This window comes from Cupriavidus sp. H39 (assembly GCF_050271075.1).
Lineage (GTDB): Bacteria > Pseudomonadota > Gammaproteobacteria > Burkholderiales > Burkholderiaceae > Cupriavidus > Cupriavidus necator_B.
The window spans coordinates 2,613,129-2,639,215 of record NZ_CP189848.1 but is presented as its reverse complement, the minus strand read 5'-3'; the positions used below and the strand labels follow the sequence as shown (position 1 = coordinate 2,639,215).

Below are 26,087 nucleotides of genomic sequence, written 5' to 3'. Positions count from 1 at the left end.
ACCGCATGTCTCTCGCATGAACCTGATTCCGTTCCTGACGCTGGCCGCGGCGCTGCTCGCGGTCGTCCTGCTGGCTATTTTATTGCTGCGGCAGCAGGGGGCCTCGTCCGGGGCCGGCATGGCGCGGCAGCTCGACGAGATGCGGCAGGACCACGCGCGCGGCATGGAGCGCCTGGAGCGCGAGGTGCGCACCGAGGTGGCCGAGGCCGCGCGCGGCAGCCGCGGCGAATCGGCGCAGCAGATGCTGCGCTTCCAGCAGGCGCTGTCGTCGCAGCTGACCGGCATCGCCACCTTGCAGAACAACCAGATCGACACCTTCGCCCAGCAACTGGCCAAGCTGACCGAGAGCAACACCCAGCAGCTCGAGCAGGTGCGCCAGCAGCTGATGCTGCAAGCGCAGCAGGCGCGCGACGAGCAGGGCGGCACGCTGCGCCGCTTCGGCGACGGGTTGCAGCAGCAGTTGGCGCAATTGTCCGAAGCCAACGAGCGGCGCCTGGGCGAGGTCCGCGCCACGCTTGAGAAAAAGCTGCAGGACATCGAGGCCAACAACGCCGCCAAGCTCGAAGAAATGCGCCGCACCGTCGATGAAAAACTGCACGCGACGCTGGAGCAGCGCCTGGGCGAATCGTTCCGGCTGGTGTCGGACCGTCTCGAGCAGGTGCATCGCGGCCTGGGCGAAATGCAGGTGCTGGCGCAGGGCGTGGGCGACCTGAAGAAGGTGCTGACCAACGTGAAGTCGCGCGGTACCTGGGGCGAGGTGCAGCTGGAAATGCTGCTGGAGCAGATGCTGACGCCGGAGCAGTACGGCAAGAACGTCGAGACCGTGCGCAACTCGGGCGCGCGGGTCGAGTTCGCCATCCGCCTGCCCGGCAGGGCCGCGGGCTCGGACAACGCGCCGGTCTGGCTGCCGGTCGACGCCAAGTTTCCCAAGGAACAGTACGAGCGCCTGGTGGACGCGCAAGAGCGGGGCGATCCGGACGGCGTGCTGGCGTTCGGCCGCGAACTGGAAGCGGCGCTGCGGCGCGAGGCCCAGACCATCGCCGAAAAATACCTGGCGCCGCCGCAGACCACGGATTTTGCCATCCTGTTCCTGCCGACCGAAGGCCTCTACGCCGAGGTGCTGCGCCGTCCCGGCCTGACCGACCAGCTGCAGCGCGACTACCGCGTGACCGTGGCCGGGCCGACCACGCTGACCGCGCTGCTGAACAGCCTGCAGATGGGATTTCGCACCCTCGCGCTGGAAAAGCGCTCGAGCGAAGTGTGGGAAGTGCTGGGTGCAGTCAAGACCGAGTTCGGCAAGTTCGGCGACGTGCTGGCCAAGACCCGCGATACGCTCGAGCGTGCCGCGCGCAATATCGAACAGGCGGAAGTGCGCACGCGGCAGATGGCGCGCAAGCTGCGCACGGTGGAAGCCCTGCCGGGCGAGGCCGCGCAGCAGTTGCTCGGCCTTGGTCTCGAAACGCCGGTGGACGGCGCGCCGGAAAGCACGGAAAACAGCCAGCCTTGACCGTGCGGCAAGACAGGTATCTGAGAGAAGCGGGAAGGGCGGCCGGCTTGGCGCCCGGCCGCGACTGACCTGGCGCCGTTCAGCGGTCTTCTTCGGGGGACAACTCGCGCACGTGGACTTCGATCCCGCCGAAGCGGGCGGCCACCCAGTTGTAGGCCTTGCAGGCCAGCCACAGCAGGCCGAAGCCGATCAGCGCATTGAGGATGATGGCGCTGAAGACGGTGATGGCCGGCAGGTCACCATAGCGGACGAAGGTGACAAACAGGCCCAGCGACACGATCGGCAGCGAGAAGCACAAGTAGACCAGCACCAGCGCGCGGGCGGTCTTGACGGGGTGGAGGTACGCGATCTCCTGATTCATGACGGGGGATACTCGAATGTTTCTGAATCGTGCGCCAAGTGTAGCGATTGGCCGATGCCAAGCATAGTCCGGCGGCCGCGGGGCCGCCGAAAGCCGCGCGACAACCGCGCGCCGATGGCAAATGTGCAGCACAAAAACGACACATTGCTACCGCCGCGTAGCGAATGGTTGCGCGCGACCCGCCGTAACGGCGTTAAACCAGCCCGTCGAACAGCATCACCTCGACCGCGTCGCCGGCCTTGACCGAATCCTGCTCGTGGCCGAGCACGATAAAGCAGTTGGCCTCGCTCATCGAGCGCAGCACGCCGGAGCCCTGCTGGCCGGTGATGCGCACTTCCCACTCGCCGTCGCCAGCGCGCGCCAGGATGCCGCGCTGGTATTCGGTGCGCCCCGGCTTCTTGCGGATGGCCTGCGCGCTGCGCACGCGCAGCAGCGGCAGCGGCGGCACGCTGGCGCCCATCTGCCGGTGCAGCGCGGCGCGTACGAAATGGTAGAAGGTGACCATCACCGCCACCGGATTGCCGGGCAGGCCGAACAGCAGCGCCGAGTGGGCGTTCGCGCCGTTGGCCTGGATGCGCCCGAACGCCATCGGCCGGCCCGGGCGCATGGCGATCTTCCAGAACGTGACATCGCCCAGGCGCGCCATGATCTGCTTGGTGTAGTCAGCCTCGCCGACCGAGACGCCGCCCGAGGTGATGACCGCGTCGGCGCTTTCGCACGCGGTGCGGAACGCGGCTTCGAGCGCATCGGGGTGGTCGCGCACCACGCCCATGTCGAGCAGGTCGACGTTCATCCGGCGCAGCATGCCGTGCAGCGTGTAGCGGTTGGAGTCGTAGACGCAGCCGGGGTCGAGCGGCTCGCCGATCGAGCGCAATTCGTCGCCGGTGGAGAAAAACGCCACGCGCAGGCGCCTGCGCACCCGCACCTCGGCCACGCCGAGCGACGCCAGCAGCCCCAGGTCGGCCGGCTGCAGGATGCGCCCGGCCTGCAGCGCGGCCTGGCCGCGGGCCAGGTCCTCGCCGCGCAAACGCCGGTTGTCGCCGATGCGGACGCAGTCGGCGGCAAAGCGGATGCGCGCGCCGTCGGCCACGGTCTCGACGAACTCCTGCGGCACCACGGTATCGCAGCCCGCCGGCATCACGGCGCCGGTCATGATGCGCACCGCCTGCACGGCGGTAGGGGCCAGCGCGCCGGCGCCGCCGGCCATGGCGCTGCCGATCACCTCGAGCTCGACCGTGGTGGTCTGCGCCGCGGCCAGCGCCGCGCCCTGGAAGGCATAGCCATCCATTGCCGAGTTGTCATGGGCCGGCACGTCGATGGTCGAGACGATGTCCTCGGCCAGCACGCGGTCCAGCGCACTGCGGATCGGCAACTGCTCGATGCCGCGCACCGGCTCGACCACCTCGCCGATGATGCGGTTGGCGTGGTCCACCGGCAGTGCCGTGGGATCGTAGTCGGACAAGCAGGAAATGACGGATTGCAGGGAGGGCATGGTGGCTCGGCAGGGATTCAGCGCGTTTCGTGCGTGCGCAGTTCGTCCAGGGTGTTGATATTGGCGAAGGCCGCAGCGTCGTCGAACAGCACTTCGGCCAGCCGGTGCGAGGCGGCCCAGGTCTCGATCTTGCGGCCGCCCCCGGAAAGGTAAGCCACCAGGCTGTCGAGCGCACTGACCGGCATCAGGCAGAACACCGGTTGGGACTGGCGCCGGCCGTCCTGGTCCAGCGTGACCGGGATCGCCAGCTCGGCGCCTTCGGCCTCGATCGCCTGCGCCAGGCGCGCCACCAGGTCGGTCGGCAGGAACGGCGAATCACACGGCGCGCTCACCATCCACGAAGTCGTGCATTGCTCCAGGCCGGCCAGCATGCCGGCGAGCGGACCGGCGAAGTCGGGGACGCTATCGGTGTAGACCGGCACGCCGAAGGATTCATAGGCGGCCAGGTTGCGGTTGGCGTTGATCATCAGCGCGCCCACCTGCGGGGTGAGCCGCATCATCGTGTGCATGGCCATCGGCGTGCCGCGCAGCGGCTGCAAGCCCTTGTCGGTGCCGCCCATGCGGCTGCCCCTGCCGCCTGCGAGGATCAGGCCGGTGATGTCGTCGCGTGCAATCATGGATGGGAGGTGCGGCGGGTTCAGCCGCCGATATAGGACATCTCGATCTTGCGCTCGGCGCGTCTTGCCCGCACTGCGGGGTCGCCGCGCTGCTCGGAATAGTTGTCGGAGCGGCCCTGCCACACCTGGGCGATCGCGTTGGAGATTTCCAGGTCGCTGTAGCCGCCGCGCAGCAGCGCGCGCAGGTCGAAGCCCTCGGTGGCGAACAGGCACAGGTAGAGCCGGCCTTCGGTGGACAGCCGGACGCGGCTGCAGTCGCCGCAGAAGGCGTGGGTGACGCTGGAAATCACGCCGATCTCGCCGGCGCCGTCGCGGTAGCGCCAGCGTTCGGCGGTTTCGCCCGAATAATTGGCCTGGACCGGTTCGAGCGGGAATTCGGCATCGATACGCTTGACCACGTCGGCCGACGGCAGCACTTCATCCATCTGCCAGTGGTTGCTGGCGCCGACGTCCATGAACTCGATCAAGCGCAGGATGATGCCGCTGTGGCGGAAGTGGCGCGCCATCGGCACGATTTCCTGGTCATTGGTGCCGCGCTTGACCACCATGTTGACCTTGATCGGCGCCAGCCCCACGGCTTGCGCGGTCTCGATGCCGTGCAGCACGTCGGCGACGGCGAAGTCGACGTCGTTCATGCGGCGGAAGGTGGCGTCGTCGATCGCGTCCAGGCTGACGCTGACCCGCGTCAGGCCCGCGTCGCGCAGCGCGCGCGCCTTGCGCGCCAGCAGCGAGGCGTTGGTGGTGAGCGTCAGGTCCAGCGGCTTGCCCGACACGGTCTCGATCTTCGCCAGCATCTCGACCAGGTGCTCGATGTTCTTGCGCAACAGCGGCTCGCCCCCGGTCAGGCGGATCTTCTCGACGCCGTGGGCAACGAACAGGCGCGCGGTGCGCTCGATTTCCTCGAAGCTCAGCAGTTCGGAATGCGGCAGGAAGGTGTAGTCCTTGTCGAACACTTCCTTGGGCATGCAGTAGACGCAGCGGAAGTTGCAGCGGTCCGTCACCGAAATGCGCAGGTCGTGCAATGGCCGGCCACGGCTGTCGGCCACCAGACCGGTCGGCGCAACCAGGTTGCCGGGAATGCTGGGCGTCATCGAGCGGTAGCGATGGTCGCGCAGGTCGAAAATCGGGATGACGGATTCGGTCATGGCCTGTGGGTGGGCGCGGCGTCCGGGAAGCGGCCGGCGCAAGGCGAAAAGGCGATGCGACGGGGGCGCTCGGGGGCCGGATGCATTCTGCTGCCATTCTAGCCGAGGCGGGGGCGGGGCATCCGCATCCCCCGGTGATGACGGGGATTCCCGCGCCCGCCGCCCATAAAAAAAGGGGACGGCCAGGCCGTCCCCTCTTGCTTTCGCTGCAGCGCAGCGGCGTCGCTTACTGCTGCGATGCCATCTGCACTTCGCGGCTGCCGGTTTCCACCAGGATCATCGGACCCTGGGGCAGCGGCGGCAACGGCTTGCGCTCGCGCGGCACGCGCGGGGCCGGCACGATGCGGGCAGCGGCTTCCTGCGCCGTGCGCAGCTTGTCGCTGTCGGTCTGGACCCATTGCAGGCCGGCGGTGGCCAGCATCGGCTCCAGATTTTCCAGCGCTGCCGGGGCCGCGGCGGCGACCGGAGTCGGGGTCGGAACGACCGGCTCGGCTACCGGAACGGTTTCCGCGACCGGCGCGGGCACGGGCTCCGGCGCGGATGCCGGTGCCGGTGACGGTGCAGCGGCCGGCACGACCGGCACGGCTGTCTCGACCGCCGCGCTGACGGCGGGCTCGGCGATGGCTTCGGCGGCAACGGCCTCGGTCACCGCCACGGCCACCGGAGTGACAGCTTCAGCAGGTGCGGCAGCTTGCGCGGCCACTGGCTGGGCCGCCGGGGCGGGTTCCGCGGCCGGGGCCGGCGTCACCTCTGCCGGCACGGCGATGCGGAGGGCTTCGACGGGTTCGGCCGCAGCTTGCGCGGTCACGGCCGCTTGCGGCGCGGGCTCGGCTGGCACGTCCGCTTCGGCGCTGGCCGGGGCGAAGTCTTCGGGAGCGCCTTCGCCTTCACCCGGCGCGCCCTGCACCGACTCGTCGCGTTCGCGGCGATAACGGTTGCGGCCACGGCGGTTGCGGCGACGGCGTTCCTCGCCTTCGGCGGTCTCGGCGGCACCTTCGGCGCCTTCCGGCAGTTCGGCGCGGGCGTGGATGTCTTCCGTCACGGCCTCGGGCAGCACGCCCAGGGCCTGGGCGGCAGCGATGGCTTCCGGCTGCGGCGCTTCACCGGCTTCGGCTTCGCGCAGTTCGCTGCGCTCGCGCTGGCGTTCGCGCTGGCGCTCGCGGCGTTCCTGGTTGCGGTCGCGGCGGCCTTCCTGGCGCGCCTCGGCGCGTTCGCCCTGGGCGCGCTCAGCCGGCATGGCCTCGGCCTGGCGCGCCACGGCCGGCGTCGCCTGGCCTTCACCTTGCTGGCGCGGCTGGCGGCCGTGGCGTTCGCCACGGCCCTCGCGCGGCTCGCCGCGCTCCCCGGCGGCCTGGCGTTCGCCACGCTCGGCGCGTTCGCCACGCTCGGCGCGTTCACCACGTTCACCGCGCTGGCCGCGGCCCTGGCGCTCGCCACGTTCGCCGCGCTCGGTGCGTTCGCCACGCTCGCCGCGCTGGCCGCGGCCTTCGCCACGCGGACCGCGCTCACGGCGCCCATCCGCGCTGCGGGTTTCCGCGGCGGCTACGGGCTTGGCCGGCTCCGCCACCGGCGGGGTGGCCGGGCGGGCACCGAACAGGCCCTTCAGCCAGGCGATGAAGCCGCCGGCTTCCACCGGCTTGGTGGCCGGCACGGGCGGGGCCACGGGCGCTGCTTCCGGGCGCGGGGCGCGCTCGGGGCGCGGCACCGAAACCGGGGCGGGCTGCTCAGGCGTGATGCCCTTGACCGCGGCTTCCTGGCGCGGCTTGGCTTCTTCCTTGCGGCGGCTGCTGTAGCTGGTGTCGGCTTCCAGTTCCTTCGCGGCAGCCTCGGCCATCTTGTAGCTGGCGGTGCTGTCTTCCAGGCGCGGATCGTCGTGGCGCAGGCGCTCCAGCTTGTAGTGCGGCGTTTCCAGGTGCTTGTTGGGAATCAGCAGCACGTTGACCTTGAAGCGCAGCTCGATCAGGTTGATTTCCTGGCGCTTCTCGTTCAGCAGGAAGGCGGCAACCTCCACCGGCACCTGGCAATGGATGGCGGCGGTGTTTTCCTTCATCGCCTCTTCCTGGATGATGCGCAGCACCTGCAGGGCGGACGATTCGGTATCGCGGATATGGCCGGTGCCGTTGCAGCGCGGGCAAGTGATGTGCGAGCCCTCGGACAGCGACGGACGCAGGCGCTGGCGCGACAGCTCCATCAGGCCGAAGCGGCTGATCTTGCCCATCTGCACGCGCGCGCGGTCGTGGCGCAGCGCGTCCTTCAGGCGCGTTTCCACGTCCTTCTGGGCCTTGCCCGACTCCATGTCGATGAAGTCGATCACGATCAGGCCGCCCAGGTCGCGCAGGCGCAGCTGGCGGGCGATTTCGTCGGCAGCCTCCAGGTTGGTGCGCAGCGCGGTTTCCTCGATGTCGGCGCCCTTGGTGGCGCGGGCCGAGTTCACGTCGACGGAGACCAGCGCCTCGGTGTGGTCGATCACAATGGCGCCGCCCGAGGGCAGCATCACCATGCGCGAATAGGCCGACTCGATCTGGTGTTCGATCTGGAAGCGCGAGAACAGGGGCACGTCGTCCCGGTACTTCTTCACGCGGTTCATGTTGTCAGGCATCACCACGCTCATGAAGGCGCGGGCCTGTTCGTAGATCTCGTCGGTGTCGATCAGGATCTCGCCGATATCCGGCTGGAAATAGTCGCGGATCGCGCGAATGACCAGGCTGGATTCCAGGTAGATCAGCAGCGGCGCCTTGTTGTCGCCGGCGGCGCCGTCGATGGCCTTCCACAGTTGCAGCAGGTAGTTCAGGTCCCACTGCAGTTCCTCGGCCGAGCGGCCGATGCCGGCGGTGCGGGCGATGATGCTCATGCCTTCCGGCACCTGCAGCTGCGCCATGGTCTCGCGCAGTTCCTGGCGGTCCTCGCCCTCGATGCGGCGCGATACGCCGCCGCCGCGCGGGTTGTTCGGCATCAGCACCAGGTAGCGGCCGGCCAGCGAGATGAACGTGGTCAGGGCCGCGCCCTTGTTGCCGCGCTCTTCCTTCTCGACCTGGACGATCAGTTCCTGGCCTTCATGCAGGGCGTCCTGGATGCGCGCATTGCGCACGTCGATGCCTTCCTTGAAGAAGGCGCGGGCGACTTCCTTGAACGGCAGGAAGCCGTGGCGCTCTTCGCCGTAATTGACGAAGCAGGCCTCCAGCGACGGCTCGATGCGGGTGATGACGCCCTTGTAGATGTTGCCCTTGCGCTGTTCGCGCCCGGCAGTCTCGATGTCGATATCGATCAGTTTCTGACCGTCGACGATGGCGACGCGCAATTCCTCCTGTTGCGTCGCGTTGAACAGCATGCGTTTCATCGCAATACCTCACTCCAGTGTCGCGGGTGGCACCGTCTGGGCGGTGTCCGCGGCGATCCATGGAGCACGCGAGGGAGCGAGCGAGGCGCGAGAATTGCCGGAAAGCGCCGCTGTGCAAGACATGCGAGCGGCTGGGCGCGGGTGAAAGAGAGCGATGACGTCGGGGTAACGACCGCAGGGCAGGAGAGGACACCGGAGGCTGCTCTTGCGCAGACATCCGGCGCATTCCTGCGCCGGAGGCGATGCTGGACGCCGGCGCAACCAGCGCCGGCGGCATCGCGGCCGGCCGCGGAAGGCCTAGACGCGTCAAAGAGCAAATTTTTCGGACACGGCATGGTTGCCGTTGCTGCCTGACTTCTCCTGGCGGGCGCACCTACTACTTCTTGGAGTTCTGCGACCGGGCGCCGGTAACTTCCAGTCAGGCGGCAGCTCAACCTGCCGGCCGGCACCGTTTCCCGGTGCGGGCGGGACTTCTCTCACCGAAGCGGATGCCGGCTGCGGCATCCGCCCTTAAATTCTGTTTTACCTGAACACTCAGTTCCCACGTCACCGCCTGCCCGTGCCGAAGCCACCTTTGGGCGACTTCCTGCATGCCGGCGGCACCGTGCGTGCTGCTATTTGCTGCCATTTGCCCGTCTGGCGCTTGGCGGAACGCGAAGTTGCGGGAGACGGGCGGGGCTGGCGGCAACCCCAAGTGTAGAATGCGAAAAATCGAATAAAACTCGAGATCGATCGCTTACACAGGTCTTGCGCTGCCGGCCACATGCCGGAACAGCGAGGAAATTATATTGAAAATGAATGAGTTACGCCATCAAATTGAAAAGGCGGCCGAAGCTGCGCCGGCCAGCCCCCAGGTGGCGTATGTCACGATTGACGAAGGCTCCGAAGGGCAGCGCATCGACAACTTCCTGTTGAAAGTCGCCAAGGGGGTCCCCAAGAGTCACATCTACCGGGTGCTTCGCTCCGGCGAGGTGCGCGTCAACAAAGGGCGGATCGACGCCACGTATCGGCTCCAGTCGGGGGACGTCGTGCGCATCCCGCCAATGCGGGTGGCGGCGCCTGCGCAATCCGGGGCCGCCATGGTGCCGGCCGGGGAATTCCCGGTATTGTTCGAAGACGACCACCTGCTGGTCATCAACAAGCCGGCCGGCGTCGCCGTGCATGGCGGCTCGGGGGTCGCGTTCGGCGTGATCGAGCAACTGCGCCGCGCCAGGCCGCACGCCAAGTTCCTGGAACTGGTGCACCGGCTCGACCGCGAGACCTCCGGCATCCTGGTGCTGGCGAAGAAGCGCTCGGCGCTGGTCCACCTGCATGAACAGATTCGCGCCAACGCGATGGACAAGCGTTATTTCGCCTGCGTCGCCGGCGCGTTCCTCAACGCCCGCCAGCACGTGAAGCTGCCGCTATATAAGTACAGCACTCCGGACGGCGAGCGCCGGGTGAGGGTCCAGGCCGACGGGCTGGCCTCGCATACCGTGTTCAACCGGGTCGAGGCCTTCCCGGGTTTCACGCTGCTGGAGGCTGAACTGAAAACCGGCCGCACGCACCAGATCCGCGTCCACCTGGCGCATTCGGGTTTCCCGATTGTCGGCGACGAAAAATATGGCGATTTCACGCTGAACAAGGCGCTGGCGCGTTCCGGGGCCAGGCCCGGCATCAAGCGCATGTTCCTGCACGCGCACCGGCTGGTGTTTATCCATCCGGCCACTGGCGAACCGCTCTCCGTGGAAGCGCCCTTGCCCGACGAATGCGTCGGATTCCTGCAACAATTGCGTGAGCTGCACGCCCCGGAGTAGGGTAGTGCCTCAAACGCCACAAGGATTTCCATGGCCAGGCAACAATTTGACCTGATCGTTTTCGACTGGGACGGGACGCTGATGGACTCGACCCCGACCATCGCCAAGTGCATCCAGTTGGCCAGCCGGGACCTGGGCCTGCCCGTGCCGGACGACAGCGCCGCCAGTCACGTCATCGGGTTGGGACTCAAGGATGCGCTGTCGTATGCGGTGCCGACCCTGGACCCCGCCGACTATCCGCGGCTGGCCGAGCGCTACCGCTACCATTTCCTGACCCGCGACGCCGATCTCGTACTGTTCGACGGCGTGCGCGACATGCTCGAAACCCTGCGCGGAGAACACTATTTTCTTGGCGTGGCCACCGGCAAGACCCGCGTCGGGCTGCAGCGCGCGCTGGCGGCCAGCGGCCTGACCGCGCTGTTCGATGCCACCCGCTGTGCCGACGAGACCTTCTCCAAGCCGCATCCGGCCATGCTGCACGAACTGACGCGCGAACTCGGCCAGGACGTGGAGCGCACGGTGATGATCGGCGACACTACCCATGACCTGCAGATGGCGGCCAACGCCGGTGCCAAGGGGCTTGGGGTCTGTTACGGAGCACACCCCGCCGAGTCGCTGCGCGCCATGGCGCCGGTGCACTGCGCCAGTTCGATCGCCGACCTCACCGAGTGGCTGCTGGCCCATGCCTGACGCACCCTCCGGCCAGGCGCCGGTACGGCTGTGTGCCGCGGATGCGTTGCAGGAGGGCGGACTTGGCATACGTTTCTCGGTTGCGGTCGACCGGCGCGAAATCAGCGCCTTCGTGGTGCGTTTCGATGGCGTTGCCCATGCGTACCTGAACCAGTGCGCGCACGTGCCGATGGAACTGGACTGGCAGGAGGGACGGTTCTTCGATGCCTCGGGCCTATACTTGATGTGCGCCACACATGGCGCGGTGTACGCGCCGGATAGCGGCGAGTGCGTCGGCGGTCCCTGCCGCGGCGCCGCCCTGGCCAAGCTGCACGTCGAAGAGCGCGATGGCCAGGTCTACTGGCTGCCGCGGGCGCCGTACCGCGCGGCCGAGCCTTCAGGCGGTGCCTGAATGGATTTCCACGAGCGATTTGCATGACAGAACAACAGAAACCGCCTTCGGGTGAGCTGAATGAACCGGGGCAGGGGGACGAGCGCAAGCCCGTCGGAGAGGCCGGGTCGGCCGCGGCCGGGGCCGCGCCCGTGCCGGAGTCCGAGCGCCTGGTGACGGCGCCGCATGCCGATTTTCCGCTGGAGGATGAACTCCGCGCGGGCGATGATGCCACGCGGCGCGAAGCGCGCGAGCGCAAGGCGCGCCTGGCCGCCGCCACCAGTAGCGGACAAGTGGGCGGACAGGTGGGCGGAGGCTGGGAGCGCGATGTGCTTGAAAAGGTGCTCACCGCATCGCTGCGCGAGCAGCGCGCGGCGCGGCGCTGGCGCATCTTCTTCCGCCTGGTAACGCTGGGCCTGCTGGCGCTGATCCTGTTCGCGGTGTTCGACTTCAAGGGCGATGGCGCCCTTACCGCCTCGGGCCGCCACACCGCCATGGTCACGCTGGAAGGCGAAATCGCCGCCGGCACGCCGGCAAGCGCCGAAGCGATCAATGCCTCCTTGCAGGCGGCCTTTGCCGATCACAACGCCGCCGGCGTCATCCTGAAGATCAATTCGCCCGGCGGCTCGCCCGTGCAGGCCGGCCTCATCAACGACGAGATCCACCGCCTGCGCGGCCTCTACCCCTCCAAGCCGCTTTATGTGGTGGTCGAGGAAATCTGTGCGTCCGGCGGCTATTATGTGGCGGCGGCGGCCGACAAGATCTATGTCGACAAGGCCAGCATCGTCGGCTCGATCGGCGTGCTGATGGATGGCTTCGGCTTTACCGGGCTGATGGACAAGCTGGGCGTGGAGCGCCGGCTCTACACCTCGGGGGCCAACAAGGGCATGCTCGACCCGTTCTCGCCGCAGGTGCCGAAGCAGAAGGCCTTTGCCGAAGCGATGCTCAAGCAAATCCACCAGCAGTTTATCGACGTGGTCAAGGAAGGGCGCGGCGACCGGCTCAAGGACGACCCTGAGCTGTTCTCCGGCCTGTTCTGGTCGGGCGAGCGCAGCGTCGCGCTGGGGCTGGCCGACGGCCTGGGCAGTGCCGATTACGTGGCGCGCGACCTGTTCAAGGCCGAGGACATCGTCGACTACACGGTCAAGGAGAACATCGCCGAACGCGTGGCCAAGCGCTTTGGCGCGGCCGTCGGCACGGCGGCGATGAAGACCATGCTGTGGAGTACCGGCATGCAGGGCATGCGCTGAAGCCTGGCGTGACCGGTCAGGATAAAGGGGGCGTTCACGCCCCCTTGTCGTTTTTTGCCGGCCCGCCGCTTGTTATATGGCGAGCAGCGAGAAGATCGCCGGGCGCTTGTGCAGCGCGATCCGCTCGGGGCGCCAGTCCGACAGCGGCAGCGTGACGATGGCCTCGCTGGGCAGGGTCAGGTCCACCGCCACGGAAAGCAGCGTGGTGCCGGCGCAATGCTGGCGCATGGCCTCCAGCAGCGCGCCGTTACGGTATGGCGTTTCGATGAAGACCTGGGTCTGGCTGGCCTTGCGCGAGCGCTGTTCCAGTTCGCGCAGCCGTTGCGCGCGTTCCCCGGCATCGACGGGCAGGTAGCCATTGAAGGCAAAGCTCTGGCCATTCAGGCCCGAGCCCATCACCGCCAGCAGGATCGAACTGGGACCCACCAGCGGCCGCACGCGGATGCCGCGCGCATGCGCCAGCCGCACCAGGTCGGCGCCCGGGTCGGCCACCGCCGGCACGCCGGCTTCGGACAGCAGGCCGCCGTCGCGCCCGGATGCCAGCGGGGCCAGCAGCGCCGCCAGGGCATCGGCGCGCGTATTGACGTTCAGCTCGCGGATTTCGATCTGCTGGATCGGGCGCGCCAGCGGCGCGGTTTCGCCCAGCTTCTTCAGGAAAGCGCGCGCGGTCTTGGCGTTCTCGGCGACGAGGTAGTCCAGGCCGGCTGCAATCTGCTGCACTCCAGCCGGGATCACATCGGCCAGCGGGTCGGCTTCGTCGCGCTTGCCGAGGGTATTGGGGATCAGGTAAAGGGTGCCGCTCATCGTGGGTGGGTGCGGGTCATGCGGTAAGGAGAGGGTAGCCGGCCTGGCGCAGCATGCCGGTCAGCGCGATCAGCGGCAGTCCGACCAGCGCGGTCGGATCGTCGGACTCGACCCGCGCCAGCAGCGTGATGCCCAGTCCCTCGGATTTGGCGCTGCCGGCGACGTCGTATGGGCGCTCCAGTTGCAGGTAGGTTTCGATTTCAGCGTCGGTCAGGTCGCGCAATGTCACGCGGGTCTGCACGTCGGCCAGTTGCGCCGCGCCCGTGCGGGAATCCAGCAGGCACAGCGCCGAGTGGAAGGTGGCGGTGCGCCCCCGCATGCGGCGCAGTTGCGCCACGGCATTGTCGTGCGTGCCCGGCTTGCCCATCTGGGCGCCATCGAGCGTCAGCACCTGGTCCGAGCCGATCACCAGCGCGCCGGGGTGGCGAGTCGCGATAGCCTCGGCCTTGCGCTGCGACAGCCGCAGCGCCGTGGCCTCGGGCGATTCGCCGGCAAGCGGGGTTTCGTCGATGTCCGGCACGGCGACTTCAAAGGGGATGCGCAGCCGTTCCAGCAGTTCGCGGCGGTAGGGCGAGCCGGAGCCGAGGATAAGCCGGGGGCGAGGGTCTGGAGACATAAGTAATAGAATCGGAGCAGGGAGCCAAGTGGCTTCCGGATCAAGGCCTTTGACCTCGGGAAGGTTTACACCGTATAATCGCGCGTTTAGCCGCATCCGCACCCGGGCGCAGTGCCGCCAATGTGCGCGGCCCGCAATCCGTCAGGTGGGGAATGTGGCGAACCCGTCATTGAATTGCGACAGGAGCCCCGCACATGACCCAGCCGATCGACCTGCGCGCGCTTGACCTCTTCGCCATGTGCCGAAAGGGTGAAAGCCTGGCCGGCGACGTGGCGGTGCGGGATTTGCCGCGCATCTTAGCCGAGACCGCCGCGCAAGCGCCAGCCTCGGCACCCGATGAGACGCTTGCCTATACGGCCACCGGCTTCGTGCGCGAAGAGGCGGCCGGGCCCGGCGCCCCGGTGGCGCAGCGGTTGTTCCTCGACGTAACGGTGCAGGGCCGGATGTGGCTGGATTGCCAGCGCTGCCTGGCGCCCTATGCCCAGCCGATCGACACGGCAACGCGTTTCGAGGTGGTGGAAAGCGAAGAGGCCGCCGATGCCGCGCCGGTGGACGACGACGAAGTCGACGTGATCGCCGGCTCGAAACGGTTCTCGCTGCTGGAACTGATTGAAGATGAAGTGCTGCTGGCATTGCCGGTTGCACCCAAGCATGACGTCTGCCCGACGGTGCACGAAAGTCTCGTGACCGGATCGGACGGCGAGGCCCAGCCTGAAGCTGAGCCTGAGCAAGAAAAGCGGCCTTCGCCCTTCGCGGCGCTGGCCGGCCTGAAGAACCGGCACTGAAGCCGCCAACGCGCGGCCTGCAGGGTCTTGCAGGTGAATCTGAAGCATCCGGCCGGGCCCCGGCTACGCCCTGGGCGGGATGCGTGTGTTAATATTGAAAAATTCTCGAAGGAGTCATCATGGCTGTTCAACAGAACAAGAAGTCGCCGTCCAAGCGCGGCATGCACCGTTCGCACGATCACCTGTCGGCCGCGCCGCTGGCAGTCGAGCCGACCACCGGCGAAACCCACCTGCGCCACCATGTGAGCCCGAATGGCTACTACCGCGGTCGCAAGGTCATCAAGACCAAGAACGACTGATAGCTTCGCTAGGCGTGACGTTGCGTCTCGCTCGCGCATGCCTGTAGGTCGGACAATAATCGGTCAGACACAAAAAAGCGGCAAGATCGTTGCCGCTTTTTTGTTGGGCGCTCGGGATTCCCGCCGGGCATGGCGTGCGCCGCCGCGCTATCCGTACCAGGAACAATGACGATCAAAATCGCTATCGACTGCATGGGCGGCGATCACGGTGTTTCCGTGACGGTGCCTGCGGCGATCAGTTTTCTTTCCCGCCACGACGATGCCGAGATGGTGCTGGTCGGCTTGCCCGACGCCATCCGGGCGCAGCTGAAAAAGCTGCACGCGCTGGACCATCCGCGCGTCAGCATCGTCGAGGCCACCGAGGTCATCACCATGGATGACCCGGTCGAGGTGGCACTGCGCAAGAAGCGCGACTCCTCGATGCGCGTTGCCGTCACCCAGGTCAAGGAAGGCCTGGCCGGCGCCTGCATCTCCGCCGGCAACACCGGCGCGCTGATGGCGGTATCGCGCTACGTGCTGAAGACGCTCGAAGGCATCGAGCGGCCGGCCATCGCCACCACCATTCCCAACGAACAGGGCTGGGGCACCACCGTGCTGGACCTGGGCGCCAATGCCGACTGCGAGCCCGAGCACCTGTTGCAGTTCGCGCGCATGGCCGAGGCCATGGTGGCCGTCGTCGATCACAAGGAACACCCCACGGTGGGCCTGCTGAACATCGGCGAGGAAGTCATCAAGGGCAACGAAGTGGTCAAGCGCGCCGGCGAACTGCTGCGCGCCTCGGAGCTGAACTTCTACGGCAACGTGGAGGGCAACGACATCTTCAAAGGCACGACCGACATCGTGGTTTGCGACGGCTTCGTCGGCAATGTGGCGCTCAAGAGCACCGAGGGCCTGGCCAAGATGATCGGCAGCATGATCAAGGAAGAATTTACCCGCTCGTGGTTCACCAAGCTGCTGGCCGCGGTCGCCATGCCAGTGCTGTCGCGCCTGGCCCAGCGGCTCGACCCGGCGCGCTACAACGGCGCCTCGCTGCTGGGCCTGCGCGGGCTGGTGATCAAGAGCCACGGCTCGGCCGATGCCCATTCTTTTGAGTGGGCCATCAAACGCGGGTATGATGCCGCCAAGAATGGCGTGATCGCCCGCATTACCCGGGCTTTCGCCGATAAATCCAGCGCCGCAGGCGGTACCCAACCCGCCCCGGAGACAGAGACGCCTGGCGCGCATCCCAGCCCCCACGTCGCCTGAGCGCCACGCGCGCCGGTCGAGGGTGCCCGCGGGCCATACGATCCGACAATACATGACCAAGTACGCAAAAATCATCGGTACCGGGAGCTACCTGCCTCCGCGGCGCGTGACCAACCATGACCTGGCCGCGCAGCTTGCCGAAAAAGGCATCGAGACCAGCGACGAGTGGATTGTCTCGCGCAGCGGCATCTCGGCACGCCACTGGGCCGAGCCCGATGTGACCAGCAGCGCGCTGGCGGTCAAGGCCGCCGAGCAGGCCATCGAGGCCGCCGGCATCGACCGGCAGGACATCGACCTGATTATCGTCGCCACCTCGACGCCGGACTTCGTGTTCCCCAGCACCGCCTGCATCGTGCAGGAAAAGCTGGGCATCACGAACCAGTGCCCGGCGTTCGACCTGCAGGCGGTGTGCTCTGGCTTTGTGTACGCACTCGCCACGGCCGACAAGTTCATCCGCAGCGGCTCGCACCGCAACGTGCTGGTGATCGGCACCGAAGTGTTCTCGCGCATCCTCGACTTCAACGACCGCACCACCTGCGTGCTGTTCGGCGACGGCGCCGGCGCGGTAGTGCTGGCGGCGTCCGACGAGCCGGGCATCCTGTCCAGCGCCATGCACTCCGACGGCAGCCATGTCGACATCCTGTGCGTGCCGGGCAACGTCGCGGGCGGCAATATCACCGGCAACCCGTTCCTGCACATGGACGGCCAGGCGGTGTTCAAGCTCGCCGTGAACGTGCTCGACAAGGTGGCGCGCGAAGCCATGGAAGCCGCCAGCGTGACCTCGGCCGAAGTCGACTGGCTGATCCCGCACCAGGCCAACATCCGCATCATGCAGGGCACGGCGAAGAAGCTCGGCCTGCCGGCCGAGCGCATGGTCGCCACCGTGCACGAGCACGGCAACACCTCGGCCGCCTCGATTCCGCTGGCACTCGACGTCGCCGTGCGCGACGGCCGCATCCGCCCGGGCCAGACCGTGCTGATGGAAGGCGTGGGCGGCGGCTTCACCTGGGGCGCGGTGCTGCTGCGCATGTGATAAGCGGCCGGCGCCATGGCGTGCCGCGCAGGCATTCCTGCCGCGGCGCCGGCCCGTGATTTCTTGTTAGGGTTTCCATCCGATGAAATTCGCTTTCGTATTTCCTGGCCAGGGTTCGCAGTCGGTCGGCATGCTCAATGCCTTCGCCGACAACGCCGTGGTGCGCGCCACCGTCGAAGAAGCGTCGGCCGCGCTGGGCCAGGATCTCGGCCGCCTGATCGCCGAAGGCCCTGCCGAAGAACTGAACCTGACCACCAATACGCAGCCGGTGATGCTGACCGCCGCCGTGGCGGTCTACCGTGCCTGGCTGGATGCCGGTGGCCCGGCGCCGGCACTGGTGGCCGGCCACAGCCTGGGCGAGTACTCCGCACTGGTGGCCGCGGGCGTGATTCCGTTCGCCGAGGCGGTGCCGCTGGTGCGTTTCCGCGCCCAGGCCATGCAGGAAGCCGTGCCGGTGGGCGAGGGCGGCATGGCCGCGATTCTGGGCCTGTCCGATGACGACGTGCGCGCCGCTTGCGCCGAAGCGTCGGCCGCCGGCGTGGTCGAGGCCGTCAACTTCAACGCCCCGTCGCAGGTGGTGATCGCCGGCCACAAGGGCGCGGTCGAGAAGGCCTGCGAAATCGCCAAGGCCAAGGGCGCCAAGCGCGCGCTGCCGCTGCCGGTGTCGGCGCCGTTCCATTCCTCGCTGCTCAAGCCCGCGTCGGACCGCCTGCGCGAGCGCATGGCCGGCCTCGCGTTCTCGGCGCCGGCGATCCCGCTGGTGAACAACGTCGACGTCGCCATCGTCAACGATCCCGAAGCCATCAAGGATGCGCTGGTGCGCCAGGCCGCCGCGCCGGTGCGCTGGGTGGAGTGCGTGCAGAAGATGGCCGCCGAAGGCATCACGCATGTGATCGAGTGCGGCCCCGGCAAGGTGCTGGCCGGCATGACCAAGCGCATCGACGGCAGCCTGAGCGGCGGCGCGATCTTTGATCCCGCCTCGCTGCAGGAAACGCTGGCGCTGCTGAAGTAAGCAACAGGACAACCGCATGACCAAACTTCTCGATAACCAGATTGCGCTGGTCACCGGCGCGTCGCGCGGCATCGGCCGCGCCATCGCGCTGGAACTGGCCCGCCAGGGCGCCACCGTGATCGGCACCGCCACCAGCGAAGCCGGCGCGGCCGGCATCACCGACTACCTCGGCGCCGAAGGCCTGAAGGGCAGGGGCGCCGTGCTCAACGTCAATGATGCCGCCGCCTGCGACGCGCTCATCGACGAGATCGTCAAGGGCCACGGCGGCATCGGCGTGCTGGTCAACAATGCCGGCATCACTCAGGACCAGCTGGCGATGCGCATGAAGGACGAGGACTGGCTGGCCGTGATCCAGACCAACCTGACTTCGGTGTTCCGCCTGTCGCGCGCGGTGCTGCGCCCGATGATGAAGGCGCGCCAGGGCCGCATCATCAATATCACCTCGGTGGTGGGCTCGGTCGGCAATCCCGGCCAGATGAACTACTCCGCCGCCAAGGCGGGCGTGGCCGGCATGACCCGTTCGCTGGCCGCCGAGATCGGCAGCCGCAACGTGACGGTCAATTGCGTCGCGCCGGGCTTTATCGATACCGACATGACCAAGGCGCTGTCGGAAGAGCAGCATGCTTCGCTCAAGACGCAAATCCCGCTGGGCCGCCTGGGGCAGCCCGAGGATATCGCCAATGCGGTGGCCTTCCTGGCCGGTCCGCAAGCCGCCTACATCACCGGCACCACGCTGCATGTGAACGGCGGGATGTACATGAATTGAGGGTTTTTCGGTAGTGATTTTCCGGCAAGAAGCCGGAAGAAGCTGCCGGAAGTCGTAGTTTTCCGAACCAATCGGGCGCGATTCTTGCAAAGCTTGGCAGGCAGCATTTCTGTTGTGCCAAACCTGCTAAAATGCGCCCACTTTTTGTCGAACTTCCCTGGAGGGTTACATGGACAATATCGAACAACGCGTCAAGAAAATCGTGGCAGAACAGCTTGGCGTGGCCGAGGCAGACATCAAGAACGAATCCTCGTTCGTGAACGATCTCGGTGCGGACTCGCTGGACACGGTTGAACTCGTGATGGCGTTGGAAGATGAATTCGGCATGGAAATTCCCGATGAGGAAGCCGAAAAGATCACGACCGTGCAACAAGCTATCGACTACGCCACCGCGCACGTCAAGGCCTAAGCCCGTCGTCTCTGCATTCCGAGCCACAGAAGGCAGGTGGGCGGGCCGTTGCGGCCGCGCCTTGCTGTTTTCTGTGGCTTTCGTCTGTTCGAAGAAGCAGAATGGAATGTGCTTCGCCGCAGGGCCCGCAGGGCCCGCGGCGCGCAGCTCCGCGTTCCGTTCCCGTTTCACGCACCCGTAGGAAAACATAGTGAGCCGTCGTCGCGTCGTCGTCACTGGGCTTGGCCTTGTGTCTCCGGTCGGAAACACGGTTGCCGAAGGCTGGGCCAACCTGGTAGCCGGCAAGTCCGGCATCGCCACCATCACCAAATTCGATCACTCCGCGCTGTCCGTGCACTTCGCCGGCGAAGTGAAGGGTTTCAATGCCGAGGACTACATCCCCGCCAAGGAAGCCCGCAACATGGATACGTTTATCCATTTCGGCATCGCGGCCGGTACGCAGGCCTTGAAGGATAGCGGCCTGGAAGTGACCGAAGCCAATGCCGAGCGCATCGGCGTGCTGGTCGGCTCGGGCATCGGCGGCCTGCCGATGATCGAGGATACCCATGCCGTGCTGAGCGAGCGGGGTCCGCGCCGGATTTCACCGTTCTTCGTGCCCGGCTCGATCATCAACATGATCGCTGGCCACCTGTCGATCATCCACGGCATCAAGGGCCCGAACCTGGCAGCCGTGACGGCGTGCACCACCGGCCTGCACAGCATTGGCCTGGCGGCCCGCCTGATCCAGGCCGGCGATGCCGACGCCATGCTGGCCGGCGGCGCCGAATCGACCGTGTCGCCGCTGGGTATCGGCGGTTTCGCCGCCGCGCGCGCGCTGTCGACGCGCAACGACGATCCGGCAGCGGCCTCGCGTCCGTGGGACAAGGACCGCGACGGCTTCGTGCTGGGCGAGGGTGCGGGCGTGATGATGCTGGAAGAGTACGAGTCCGCCAAGGCGCGCGGCGCGCGCATCTATGCCGAGCTGATCGGCTTCGGCATGAGCGGCGACGCCTACCACATGACCGCACCGAACATGGACGGCCCGCGCCGCTGCATGGTCAATGCGCTCAAGGACGCCGGCATCAACCCCGACCAGGTGCACTACCTGAACGCGCACGGCACCTCCACGCCGCTGGGCGACAAGAACGAATCCGATGCGATCAAGGCTGCCTTCGGCGACCAGGCTTACAAGATGGTGGTTAACTCGACCAAGTCGATGACCGGCCATCTGCTGGGCGGCGCGGGCGGGCTGGAATCGGTCTTCACCGTGCTGGCGCTGCACAACCAGGTCTCGCCGCCGACAATCAACATCGACAACCAGGATCCCGAGTGCGACCTGGACTACGTGGCCAACACGGCGCGCGAGATGAAGATCGACGTGGCGGTGAAGAACAACTTCGGTTTCGGCGGCACCAACGGCACGCTTGTTTTCCGTCGCGCCTGATCCGTGGTTGAGGCGGGCCCTGCACGGGCTGCGCCATGGCAGGGTCCACCCTTTGGGGTGGGCCCTGTTCGTGTTTTGTGCCGTCGAATTACTGGCGCTGGCGCTGCTGGCGCGGACGCTGGCCCACGCCATCGCCGGCAGCCAGGCTGGATTCCTGTGGTGGCACCTTGCCGCCGGCATTGGACTCACGCTGGTCACGGTGGCGACATTGCGCGCCTGGCCGGCATGGTGGCGCGGCTTGCGCTGGGTCTGTACGGCCGTGCAGGACGCCGACGCCGAAGGGCCCCTGCGTATCTGGCTGGAAGCGCCAGGCGGTGCGCGGCGGGAGGCCGTTGTACGGCAGTGCTGGCAGTTGGGAGGCGTCGCGGTGGTGTGCCTTGCCCCCGGTGACCCCGCCATGCCCGGCGTCATTCTTCTTCCCTGGCAGGCGGCCGGTCCCGAGCTGGCACGGTGGCTGCAACGGTCCGCGCGAGTTGCACTGCGGGTGCAACCTGATGCCCGGACAGGGAACGATTTTGTTAGCTTGCGGTCACAGGAGGCGCGTTGCTTCACCGGGCGGGCTGAGAATCGTAGGTAAAATACAACGTTTGTCGTGACGACCAAACCAAGAGATACACTGCAGGTGAGCCATACGTGAGCGAACGCGAAGCCGATCAGCTCCTAGTTGAACGCGTCCAGCAGGGCGACAAGCGGGCCTTTGAACTTCTGGTGACCAAATACCATCGGAAGATCATTCGCCTGATTTCGCGCCTGGTCAGGGATCCCGCTGAAGTCGAGGATGTGGCGCAGGATGCCTTCATCAAGGCATACCGCGCCTTGCCCCAGTTTCGCGGGGAATCGGCCTTCTACACGTGGCTGTACCGGATCGCCGTCAACACCGCCAAGAACTACCTGGCCACCCAGGGCCGCCGCCCGGAAGCGTCCAGCGATATCGATGCGGAAGAGGCTGAAACTTTTGCGGACGGTGAACAACTAAGGGATATCAATACGCCGGAGTCGATGCTCCACACGCGGCAAGTCGCCGAGACGGTGAACCGCGCGATGGAAGCACTTCCGGAAGAATTGCGTACCGCCATCACGCTGCGCGAGATCGAGGGCCTCAGTTATGAGGAAATCGCCGAAGCGATGGGATGCCCGATCGGCACGGTGCGCTCGCGGATCTTCCGGGCGCGCGAGGCGATTGCCGAGAAATTGCGTCCGCTGCTGGGAACGGCAGAGGGCAAGCGGTGGTAGTGGCGGTTCAGTTATATAGAAGAATGTCGTGCGGCCAGCGTTGCAGCCTATTCCTGCATCGATAAGCGACAGCAGTAACGGGATTATCGGTGTTCAATGGAATGTCTTGGGGTGGGAAATGGGTCAGGCTCATAAGCAGTCGGTTCATGTAGTGGAAGCAGCGGAGCAGATCTCCGTATTGATGGATGGCGAACTGGCGCCGCATGAAGTGAATGCCGTGCTGGATCTTGCGAAGAGCGAGGCCGGCATTTCGGACTGGACCACATACCAGTTGATTGGCGACGCGCTGCGTTCCGAAGACCTGACGCAGGCGGGTTCCACCGCCGATTTCCTCTCGCGTTTCTCCGCGCGCCTGGAAGCCGAGCCGCACGTGCTGGTGCCGGCGGTGGCGCAGGCTGGCGCGCGCCATCGCCTGCTGGTCAGGCCGTCGTGGGTGCGCCGCGTGATGCCTGGCACCGCGATCGCCGCCGCTGTGGCCGCGGTCAGCTGGGTGGTAGTGCCGCAGCTGCGCGGCCCGGCGACGGTGGGAACGCCTGACGCCGTGGTGGCCCGTGCCGAGCAGCCCGCCCCCGCCCACGCCGCTGGCATCGTGACGGTAGCTGCAGATGCCCCGCAGATGATCCGCGACCCGCGCCTGGACGAATACCTGCGTGCGCATCGCACTTCAGTGGCAACGGATGCTTTCGTGCCGACCATGCGCACGGTTGCCAACGGTGCAAACTTCACTCAGGAAAATACGCAGGAATAATGCCGGACATGCATAAAGGAGGTTCGCCCGCCCATGTAGCGGGCGCGCAGAGAATTAGGACCCTGCGCAGGTCCTTTTTTCTGGCCTTGTGTCTGAGCGCTGCAGCGGCGACCGCGCAGCCCTCGGACAATACGCTGAACCGACGCGACGCCACTGCCTGGCTCAACAAGATCCACAAAGCCGCACAGCGCGAAAACTATGTCGGCACGCTGATTTATCAGCGCGGCAGCGTCATGCACGCCTCGCGTATCCAGCATTACAGCGATCTCGTCCACAACGAATACGAACGGCTGGAAACGCTCGACGGCAAGCCGCGCGAAGTGCTGCGGCAGAACGACGTGGTGCACAGCCTGATTCCTGAAGCCAAGCTGGTGGTGGTGGAGAAGCAGGAAGCCAAGGACCGCTTCCCCGCGCTGCTCGCCACCAACAAGAACGATGTGCTGGACCTGTACGACATGCGCAAGATGCCCGCCGAGCGCGTGGCCGGCATGGAGTGCGAGGTCTTTGCGCTGGAGCCGCACGATGCCGCGCGTTACGCGGTGCGGCTGTGGGCGGAAAAGAACTCTGGCCTGCTGATGCGCGCGCAGACCATCGGCGACGGCGGCAAGGTGCTGGAGCAGGTGTCGTTCTCGCAGGTGCAGATCGGCGTGCCGTCCGAGAAGCAGCGCATCCTTGGCGCGATCAAGAATTCCAGCGGCTGGAATCACTATGAGGTGACCTACCAGTCCACCAACATCGCCGACGAGGGTTGGTCGATCGCGGTGCCGCTCAAGGGGTTCCAGAAGATCAGGGAGGTCCGCCGCCCGCTCGGCGAGTTGCGCGCCCCGGCCCCGGGCAATGCCCGCGGGCAGGTGTTCGAGGTGCTGCAGGTGGTCTATAGCGACGGGCTGACCGGCCTGTCGGTCTTCATTGAGCCGGTGTCCGAGCAACGTGCGCGCCGCGAAGGCGTGGCCGCGCTTGGCGCGACCCAGGTCGTGGTGCGCCGGATTGCCGATTTCTGGATCACCGTGGTGGGCGAGGTGCCGGCGAGCACCGTGCGCCAGTTTGCGACGGCCGTAGAGTACCGCCCGCCCAAGACGGTACACTGAGCCTGAGCAGGTGCGGCCGGTGCCCGGATGTCGTCCGGGCCCGGCTCCATGAAACCTGCGCAGGGGTCCCCGCCACGGGATCACATCCAGTCAGTTTTTCTTCTTTTCGCTGAATCCCGGGAGTTGTCGATGATGTTCAGATCTCCAGCCCTGGCGCGGGCCGTGGTCATGGCTGCCATGATGCTGCTCGGCCCGACCGTTGCCGAAGTCAGCCACGCCCAGGCCGCTGCCTCCAACTACAACCTGCCCGATTTCACCGACCTGGTGGAAAAAGCCAGCCCGGCGGTGGTCAATATCCGCACCACCGAACTGGTGCGCCAGCGCGGCGCGCCCGGCAGCGATGACGAAATGGCGGAATTCTTCCGCCGCTTCTTCGGCGTGCCGATGCCTGGCGCTCCGGCTCCCGGCACCCCGCCGCGCCGCGGGCAGCCGCCACAGCAGGAAGAGCAGAGCCGCGGCGTGGGTTCGGGCTTCATCATCAGCCAGGACGGCTATGTGATGACCAACGCGCACGTGGTGGCGGATGCCGAAACCATCTACGTGACGCTGCCGGACAAGCGCGAATTCAAGGCCAAGCTGATCGGCTCCGACAAGCGTACCGACGTGGCGCTGCTCAAGGTCGAGGCCAGCGGGCTGCCGCGCCTGCCGCTGGGCGATTCCAACAAGGTTCGCGCCGGCGAGTGGGTGCTGGCGATCGGCTCGCCGTTCGGGCTGGACAACAGCGTGACCGCCGGCATTGTCTCGGCCAAGGGCCGCGACACCGGCGACTACCTGCCGTTCATCCAGACCGACGTCGCGGTCAATCCCGGCAACTCCGGCGGGCCGCTGATCAACCTGCGCGGCGAAGTGATCGGCATCAACTCGCAGATCTACAGCCGCAGCGGCGGCTACATGGGGATTTCGTTCGCGATCCCGATCGACGAGGCCATGCGCGTGTCGGAGCAACTGAAGTCTTCCGGGCGCGTGACGCGCGGCCGCATTGCCGTGGCCATCGGCGACGTGACCAAGGAAGTTGCCGATTCGCTGGGCCTGGGCCGTGCGCGCGGCGCGCTGGTCGGCAGCGTCGAGCCCGGCGGTCCTGCCGAGAAAGCGGGCATCGAGGCCGGCGACATCATCCTGAAGTTCAACGGCCGCGATATCGAGCGCGCCTCGGACCTGCCGCGCATGGTCGGCGAGACCAAGCCCGGCACGCGCGTGCCGCTGCAGCTGTGGCGCAAGGGCGCGACCCGCGAGGTCAGCATCACCGTCACCGAGCTGGAGCCGGACGGCAAGGCGCGCGCCCGCAGCGGTGCGACGCCCAAGGACGACGGTGCGCCGCCGGCCGGCAAGCCCAACGCGCTGGGCCTGGTGGTCAGCGACCTGCCCGAGGCGCGCCTGAAAGAGCTCAAGCTCAAGTCCGGCGTCGAGGTTGAGGTGGCCGATGGCCCCGCGTTGCGGGCCGGCATCCGTCCGGGCGACATCATCCTCCGCCTTGGCGATACCGACGTGACCAACGCGCGCCAGTTCAATGAGCTGGTGCGCGGCCTGGACAAGAACCGCATCGCCGCGGTGTTCGTGCGGCGCGGCGATGCCACCCAGGTGCTGACGCTGCGACCCGGCGCCGCCTCGGCGCGCTGATCCGCCATGGCCGCCACGCCCGCGCTGACGCTGTACGGCCGGGCGTACTGCCACCTGTGCGAAGACATGAAAGTCGCGCTGGAGCCGCTCCGGCGCGATTTTTCTTTTACCCTGCATGAGGTCGATGTCGACGCCGATGCCGCGCTCGAAGCGCGCTTTGGCGAGCTGGTGCCGGTGCTGATGCCCGGCACGCCGGAAGACTTGCCGGCGGGTGCAGCGCCCCTTTGTCACTATTTCCTCGACGAAGCGGTGGCAAGGGTCTGGCTTGCCGCACATGGCGCCGCGCGCGCCGCCCGCTGAGCGCCGCCGGCATCCGCGCCACGCACCAGATGACGACCCGGAAGTCATTGAAAATCCGGTAAAATTGCGGATTGGCGCAAAAATTGCGCCCCCGAACCCGCGGTACGCCCGCGCACGCCTTGCGGCGCGCGGCGCCGGGCCGCT

26 protein-coding genes are annotated in these 26,087 nt (G+C 67.0%); 19 read left to right on the top strand and 7 right to left on the bottom strand.

All coding sequences use genetic code 11. The features are described 5' to 3' along the window. The first annotated feature begins 16 nt into the window (after positions 1–16). Positions 17–1,507: a DNA recombination protein RmuC gene (locus ACOCMH_RS27595; protein WP_427310378.1), complete on the top strand. Its 1,491-nt coding sequence runs from the start codon at positions 17–19 to the stop codon at positions 1,505–1,507. A gap of 79 nt (positions 1,508–1,586) precedes the next feature. Here the strand turns inward: ACOCMH_RS27595 and ACOCMH_RS27590 are convergent, their stop codons facing one another. From ACOCMH_RS27590 to ACOCMH_RS27570, 5 genes are all read right to left on the bottom strand, one after another. Beyond that, positions 1,587–1,868, bottom strand: a complete 282-nt coding sequence (locus ACOCMH_RS27590) for a hypothetical protein (RefSeq protein ID WP_018005172.1) — start codon at positions 1,866–1,868, stop codon at positions 1,587–1,589. Positions 1,869–2,061: 193 nt separating this feature from the next. After that, a complete protein-coding gene (gene moeA, locus ACOCMH_RS27585) occupies positions 2,062–3,360 on the bottom strand; it encodes a molybdopterin molybdotransferase MoeA (RefSeq protein ID WP_427310375.1) in 1,299 nt (432 codons plus the stop codon). A 17-nt stretch (positions 3,361–3,377) separates the two neighbouring features. Next, a complete protein-coding gene (gene mobA / locus ACOCMH_RS27580) occupies positions 3,378–3,977 on the bottom strand; it encodes a molybdenum cofactor guanylyltransferase MobA (protein WP_427310373.1) in 600 nt (199 codons plus the stop codon). A 20-nt stretch (positions 3,978–3,997) separates the two neighbouring features. Beyond that, on the bottom strand, positions 3,998–5,122 hold the full coding sequence (gene moaA, locus ACOCMH_RS27575) for a GTP 3',8-cyclase MoaA (protein WP_427310371.1): 1,125 nt from the start codon (positions 5,120–5,122) through the stop codon (positions 3,998–4,000). Between the two features lie 226 nt (positions 5,123–5,348). Further along, positions 5,349–8,459: an Rne/Rng family ribonuclease gene (locus ACOCMH_RS27570; protein WP_427310369.1), complete on the bottom strand. Its 3,111-nt coding sequence runs from the start codon at positions 8,457–8,459 to the stop codon at positions 5,349–5,351. Positions 8,460–9,253: 794 nt separating this feature from the next. Here ACOCMH_RS27570 and ACOCMH_RS27565 point away from each other — a divergent pair. Genes ACOCMH_RS27565 through ACOCMH_RS27550 form a run of 4 tightly spaced genes read left to right on the top strand, consistent with a single transcriptional unit; the run spans position 9,254 to position 12,565 of the window. Then, a complete protein-coding gene (locus ACOCMH_RS27565) occupies positions 9,254–10,255 on the top strand; it encodes an RluA family pseudouridine synthase (RefSeq protein WP_427310367.1) in 1,002 nt (333 codons plus the stop codon). A 30-nt stretch (positions 10,256–10,285) separates the two neighbouring features. After that, complete coding sequence (locus ACOCMH_RS27560) at positions 10,286–10,945, top strand: HAD-IA family hydrolase (RefSeq protein WP_427310365.1); 660 nt, start codon at positions 10,286–10,288, stop codon at positions 10,943–10,945. Further along, positions 10,938–11,336, top strand: a complete 399-nt coding sequence (locus tag ACOCMH_RS27555) for a Rieske (2Fe-2S) protein (protein ID WP_427310363.1) — start codon at positions 10,938–10,940, stop codon at positions 11,334–11,336. Before ACOCMH_RS27560 ends, ACOCMH_RS27555 begins: the two co-directional genes overlap by 8 nt. A 23-nt stretch (positions 11,337–11,359) precedes the next feature. Beyond that, positions 11,360–12,565, top strand: a complete 1,206-nt coding sequence (locus ACOCMH_RS27550) for a S49 family peptidase (protein ID WP_427310361.1) — start codon at positions 11,360–11,362, stop codon at positions 12,563–12,565. 72 nt (positions 12,566–12,637) lie between these two features. Here the strand turns inward: ACOCMH_RS27550 and ACOCMH_RS27545 are convergent, their stop codons facing one another. After that, entirely contained in the window at positions 12,638–13,369 is a 732-nt protein-coding gene (locus ACOCMH_RS27545; protein WP_427310359.1) for an SAM-dependent methyltransferase, read from the bottom strand. A gap of 16 nt (positions 13,370–13,385) precedes the next feature. After that, positions 13,386–13,985: a Maf-like protein gene (locus ACOCMH_RS27540; protein WP_427310357.1), complete on the bottom strand. Its 600-nt coding sequence runs from the start codon at positions 13,983–13,985 to the stop codon at positions 13,386–13,388. Positions 13,986–14,179: 194 nt separating this feature from the next. On the opposite strand from ACOCMH_RS27540, the gene ACOCMH_RS27535 reads away from it, so the two are divergent. From ACOCMH_RS27535 to ACOCMH_RS27470, 14 genes are all read left to right on the top strand, one after another. Then, positions 14,180–14,770 carry a DUF177 domain-containing protein gene (locus tag ACOCMH_RS27535; RefSeq protein WP_427310356.1) on the top strand — a complete coding sequence of 197 codons (591 nt, stop codon included), beginning with the start codon at positions 14,180–14,182 and terminating at the stop codon, positions 14,768–14,770. Positions 14,771–14,889: 119 nt separating this feature from the next. Further along, complete coding sequence (gene rpmF, locus ACOCMH_RS27530) at positions 14,890–15,069, top strand: 50S ribosomal protein L32 (protein ID WP_010814675.1); 180 nt, start codon at positions 14,890–14,892, stop codon at positions 15,067–15,069. Between the two features lie 165 nt (positions 15,070–15,234). After that, positions 15,235–16,314: a phosphate acyltransferase PlsX gene (plsX, locus tag ACOCMH_RS27525; protein ID WP_427310354.1), complete on the top strand. Its 1,080-nt coding sequence runs from the start codon at positions 15,235–15,237 to the stop codon at positions 16,312–16,314. Between the two features lie 52 nt (positions 16,315–16,366). Further along, a complete protein-coding gene (locus tag ACOCMH_RS27520) occupies positions 16,367–17,347 on the top strand; it encodes a beta-ketoacyl-ACP synthase III (protein ID WP_427310352.1) in 981 nt (326 codons plus the stop codon). 82 nt (positions 17,348–17,429) lie between these two features. Next, positions 17,430–18,359, top strand: a complete 930-nt coding sequence (gene fabD, locus ACOCMH_RS27515; RefSeq protein ID WP_427310351.1) for an ACP S-malonyltransferase — start codon at positions 17,430–17,432, stop codon at positions 18,357–18,359. 16 nt (positions 18,360–18,375) lie between these two features. Continuing rightward, entirely contained in the window at positions 18,376–19,125 is a 750-nt protein-coding gene (gene fabG / locus ACOCMH_RS27510) for a 3-oxoacyl-ACP reductase FabG (protein WP_427310349.1), read from the top strand. Between the two features lie 169 nt (positions 19,126–19,294). Further along, a complete protein-coding gene (gene acpP / locus ACOCMH_RS27505) occupies positions 19,295–19,534 on the top strand; it encodes an acyl carrier protein (RefSeq protein ID WP_008644813.1) in 240 nt (79 codons plus the stop codon). Between the two features lie 190 nt (positions 19,535–19,724). Next, complete coding sequence (fabF, locus tag ACOCMH_RS27500; protein ID WP_427310346.1) at positions 19,725–20,957, top strand: beta-ketoacyl-ACP synthase II; 1,233 nt, start codon at positions 19,725–19,727, stop codon at positions 20,955–20,957. Beyond that, positions 20,938–21,534, top strand: a complete 597-nt coding sequence (locus ACOCMH_RS27495) for a hypothetical protein (protein ID WP_427310344.1) — start codon at positions 20,938–20,940, stop codon at positions 21,532–21,534. The genes fabF and ACOCMH_RS27495 overlap by 20 nt, the downstream gene beginning before the upstream one ends. Positions 21,535–21,590: 56 nt before the next feature. Beyond that, entirely contained in the window at positions 21,591–22,190 is a 600-nt protein-coding gene (rpoE, locus tag ACOCMH_RS27490; RefSeq protein ID WP_010814682.1) for an RNA polymerase sigma factor RpoE, read from the top strand. Between the two features lie 118 nt (positions 22,191–22,308). Further along, the gene (locus ACOCMH_RS27485) at positions 22,309–22,938 is read left to right on the top strand and encodes a sigma-E factor negative regulatory protein (RefSeq protein WP_427313379.1); all 630 of its coding nucleotides are present in this window, start codon (positions 22,309–22,311) and stop codon (positions 22,936–22,938) included. Between the two features lie 8 nt (positions 22,939–22,946). Then, complete coding sequence (locus ACOCMH_RS27480) at positions 22,947–24,026, top strand: MucB/RseB C-terminal domain-containing protein (protein ID WP_171517773.1); 1,080 nt, start codon at positions 22,947–22,949, stop codon at positions 24,024–24,026. Positions 24,027–24,155: 129 nt separating this feature from the next. Continuing rightward, positions 24,156–25,643, top strand: a complete 1,488-nt coding sequence (locus tag ACOCMH_RS27475) for a DegQ family serine endoprotease (protein WP_427310342.1) — start codon at positions 24,156–24,158, stop codon at positions 25,641–25,643. 6 nt (positions 25,644–25,649) lie between these two features. Next, a complete protein-coding gene (locus ACOCMH_RS27470; RefSeq protein ID WP_427310341.1) occupies positions 25,650–25,943 on the top strand; it encodes a glutaredoxin family protein in 294 nt (97 codons plus the stop codon). Positions 25,944–26,087 lie beyond the last annotated feature (144 nt).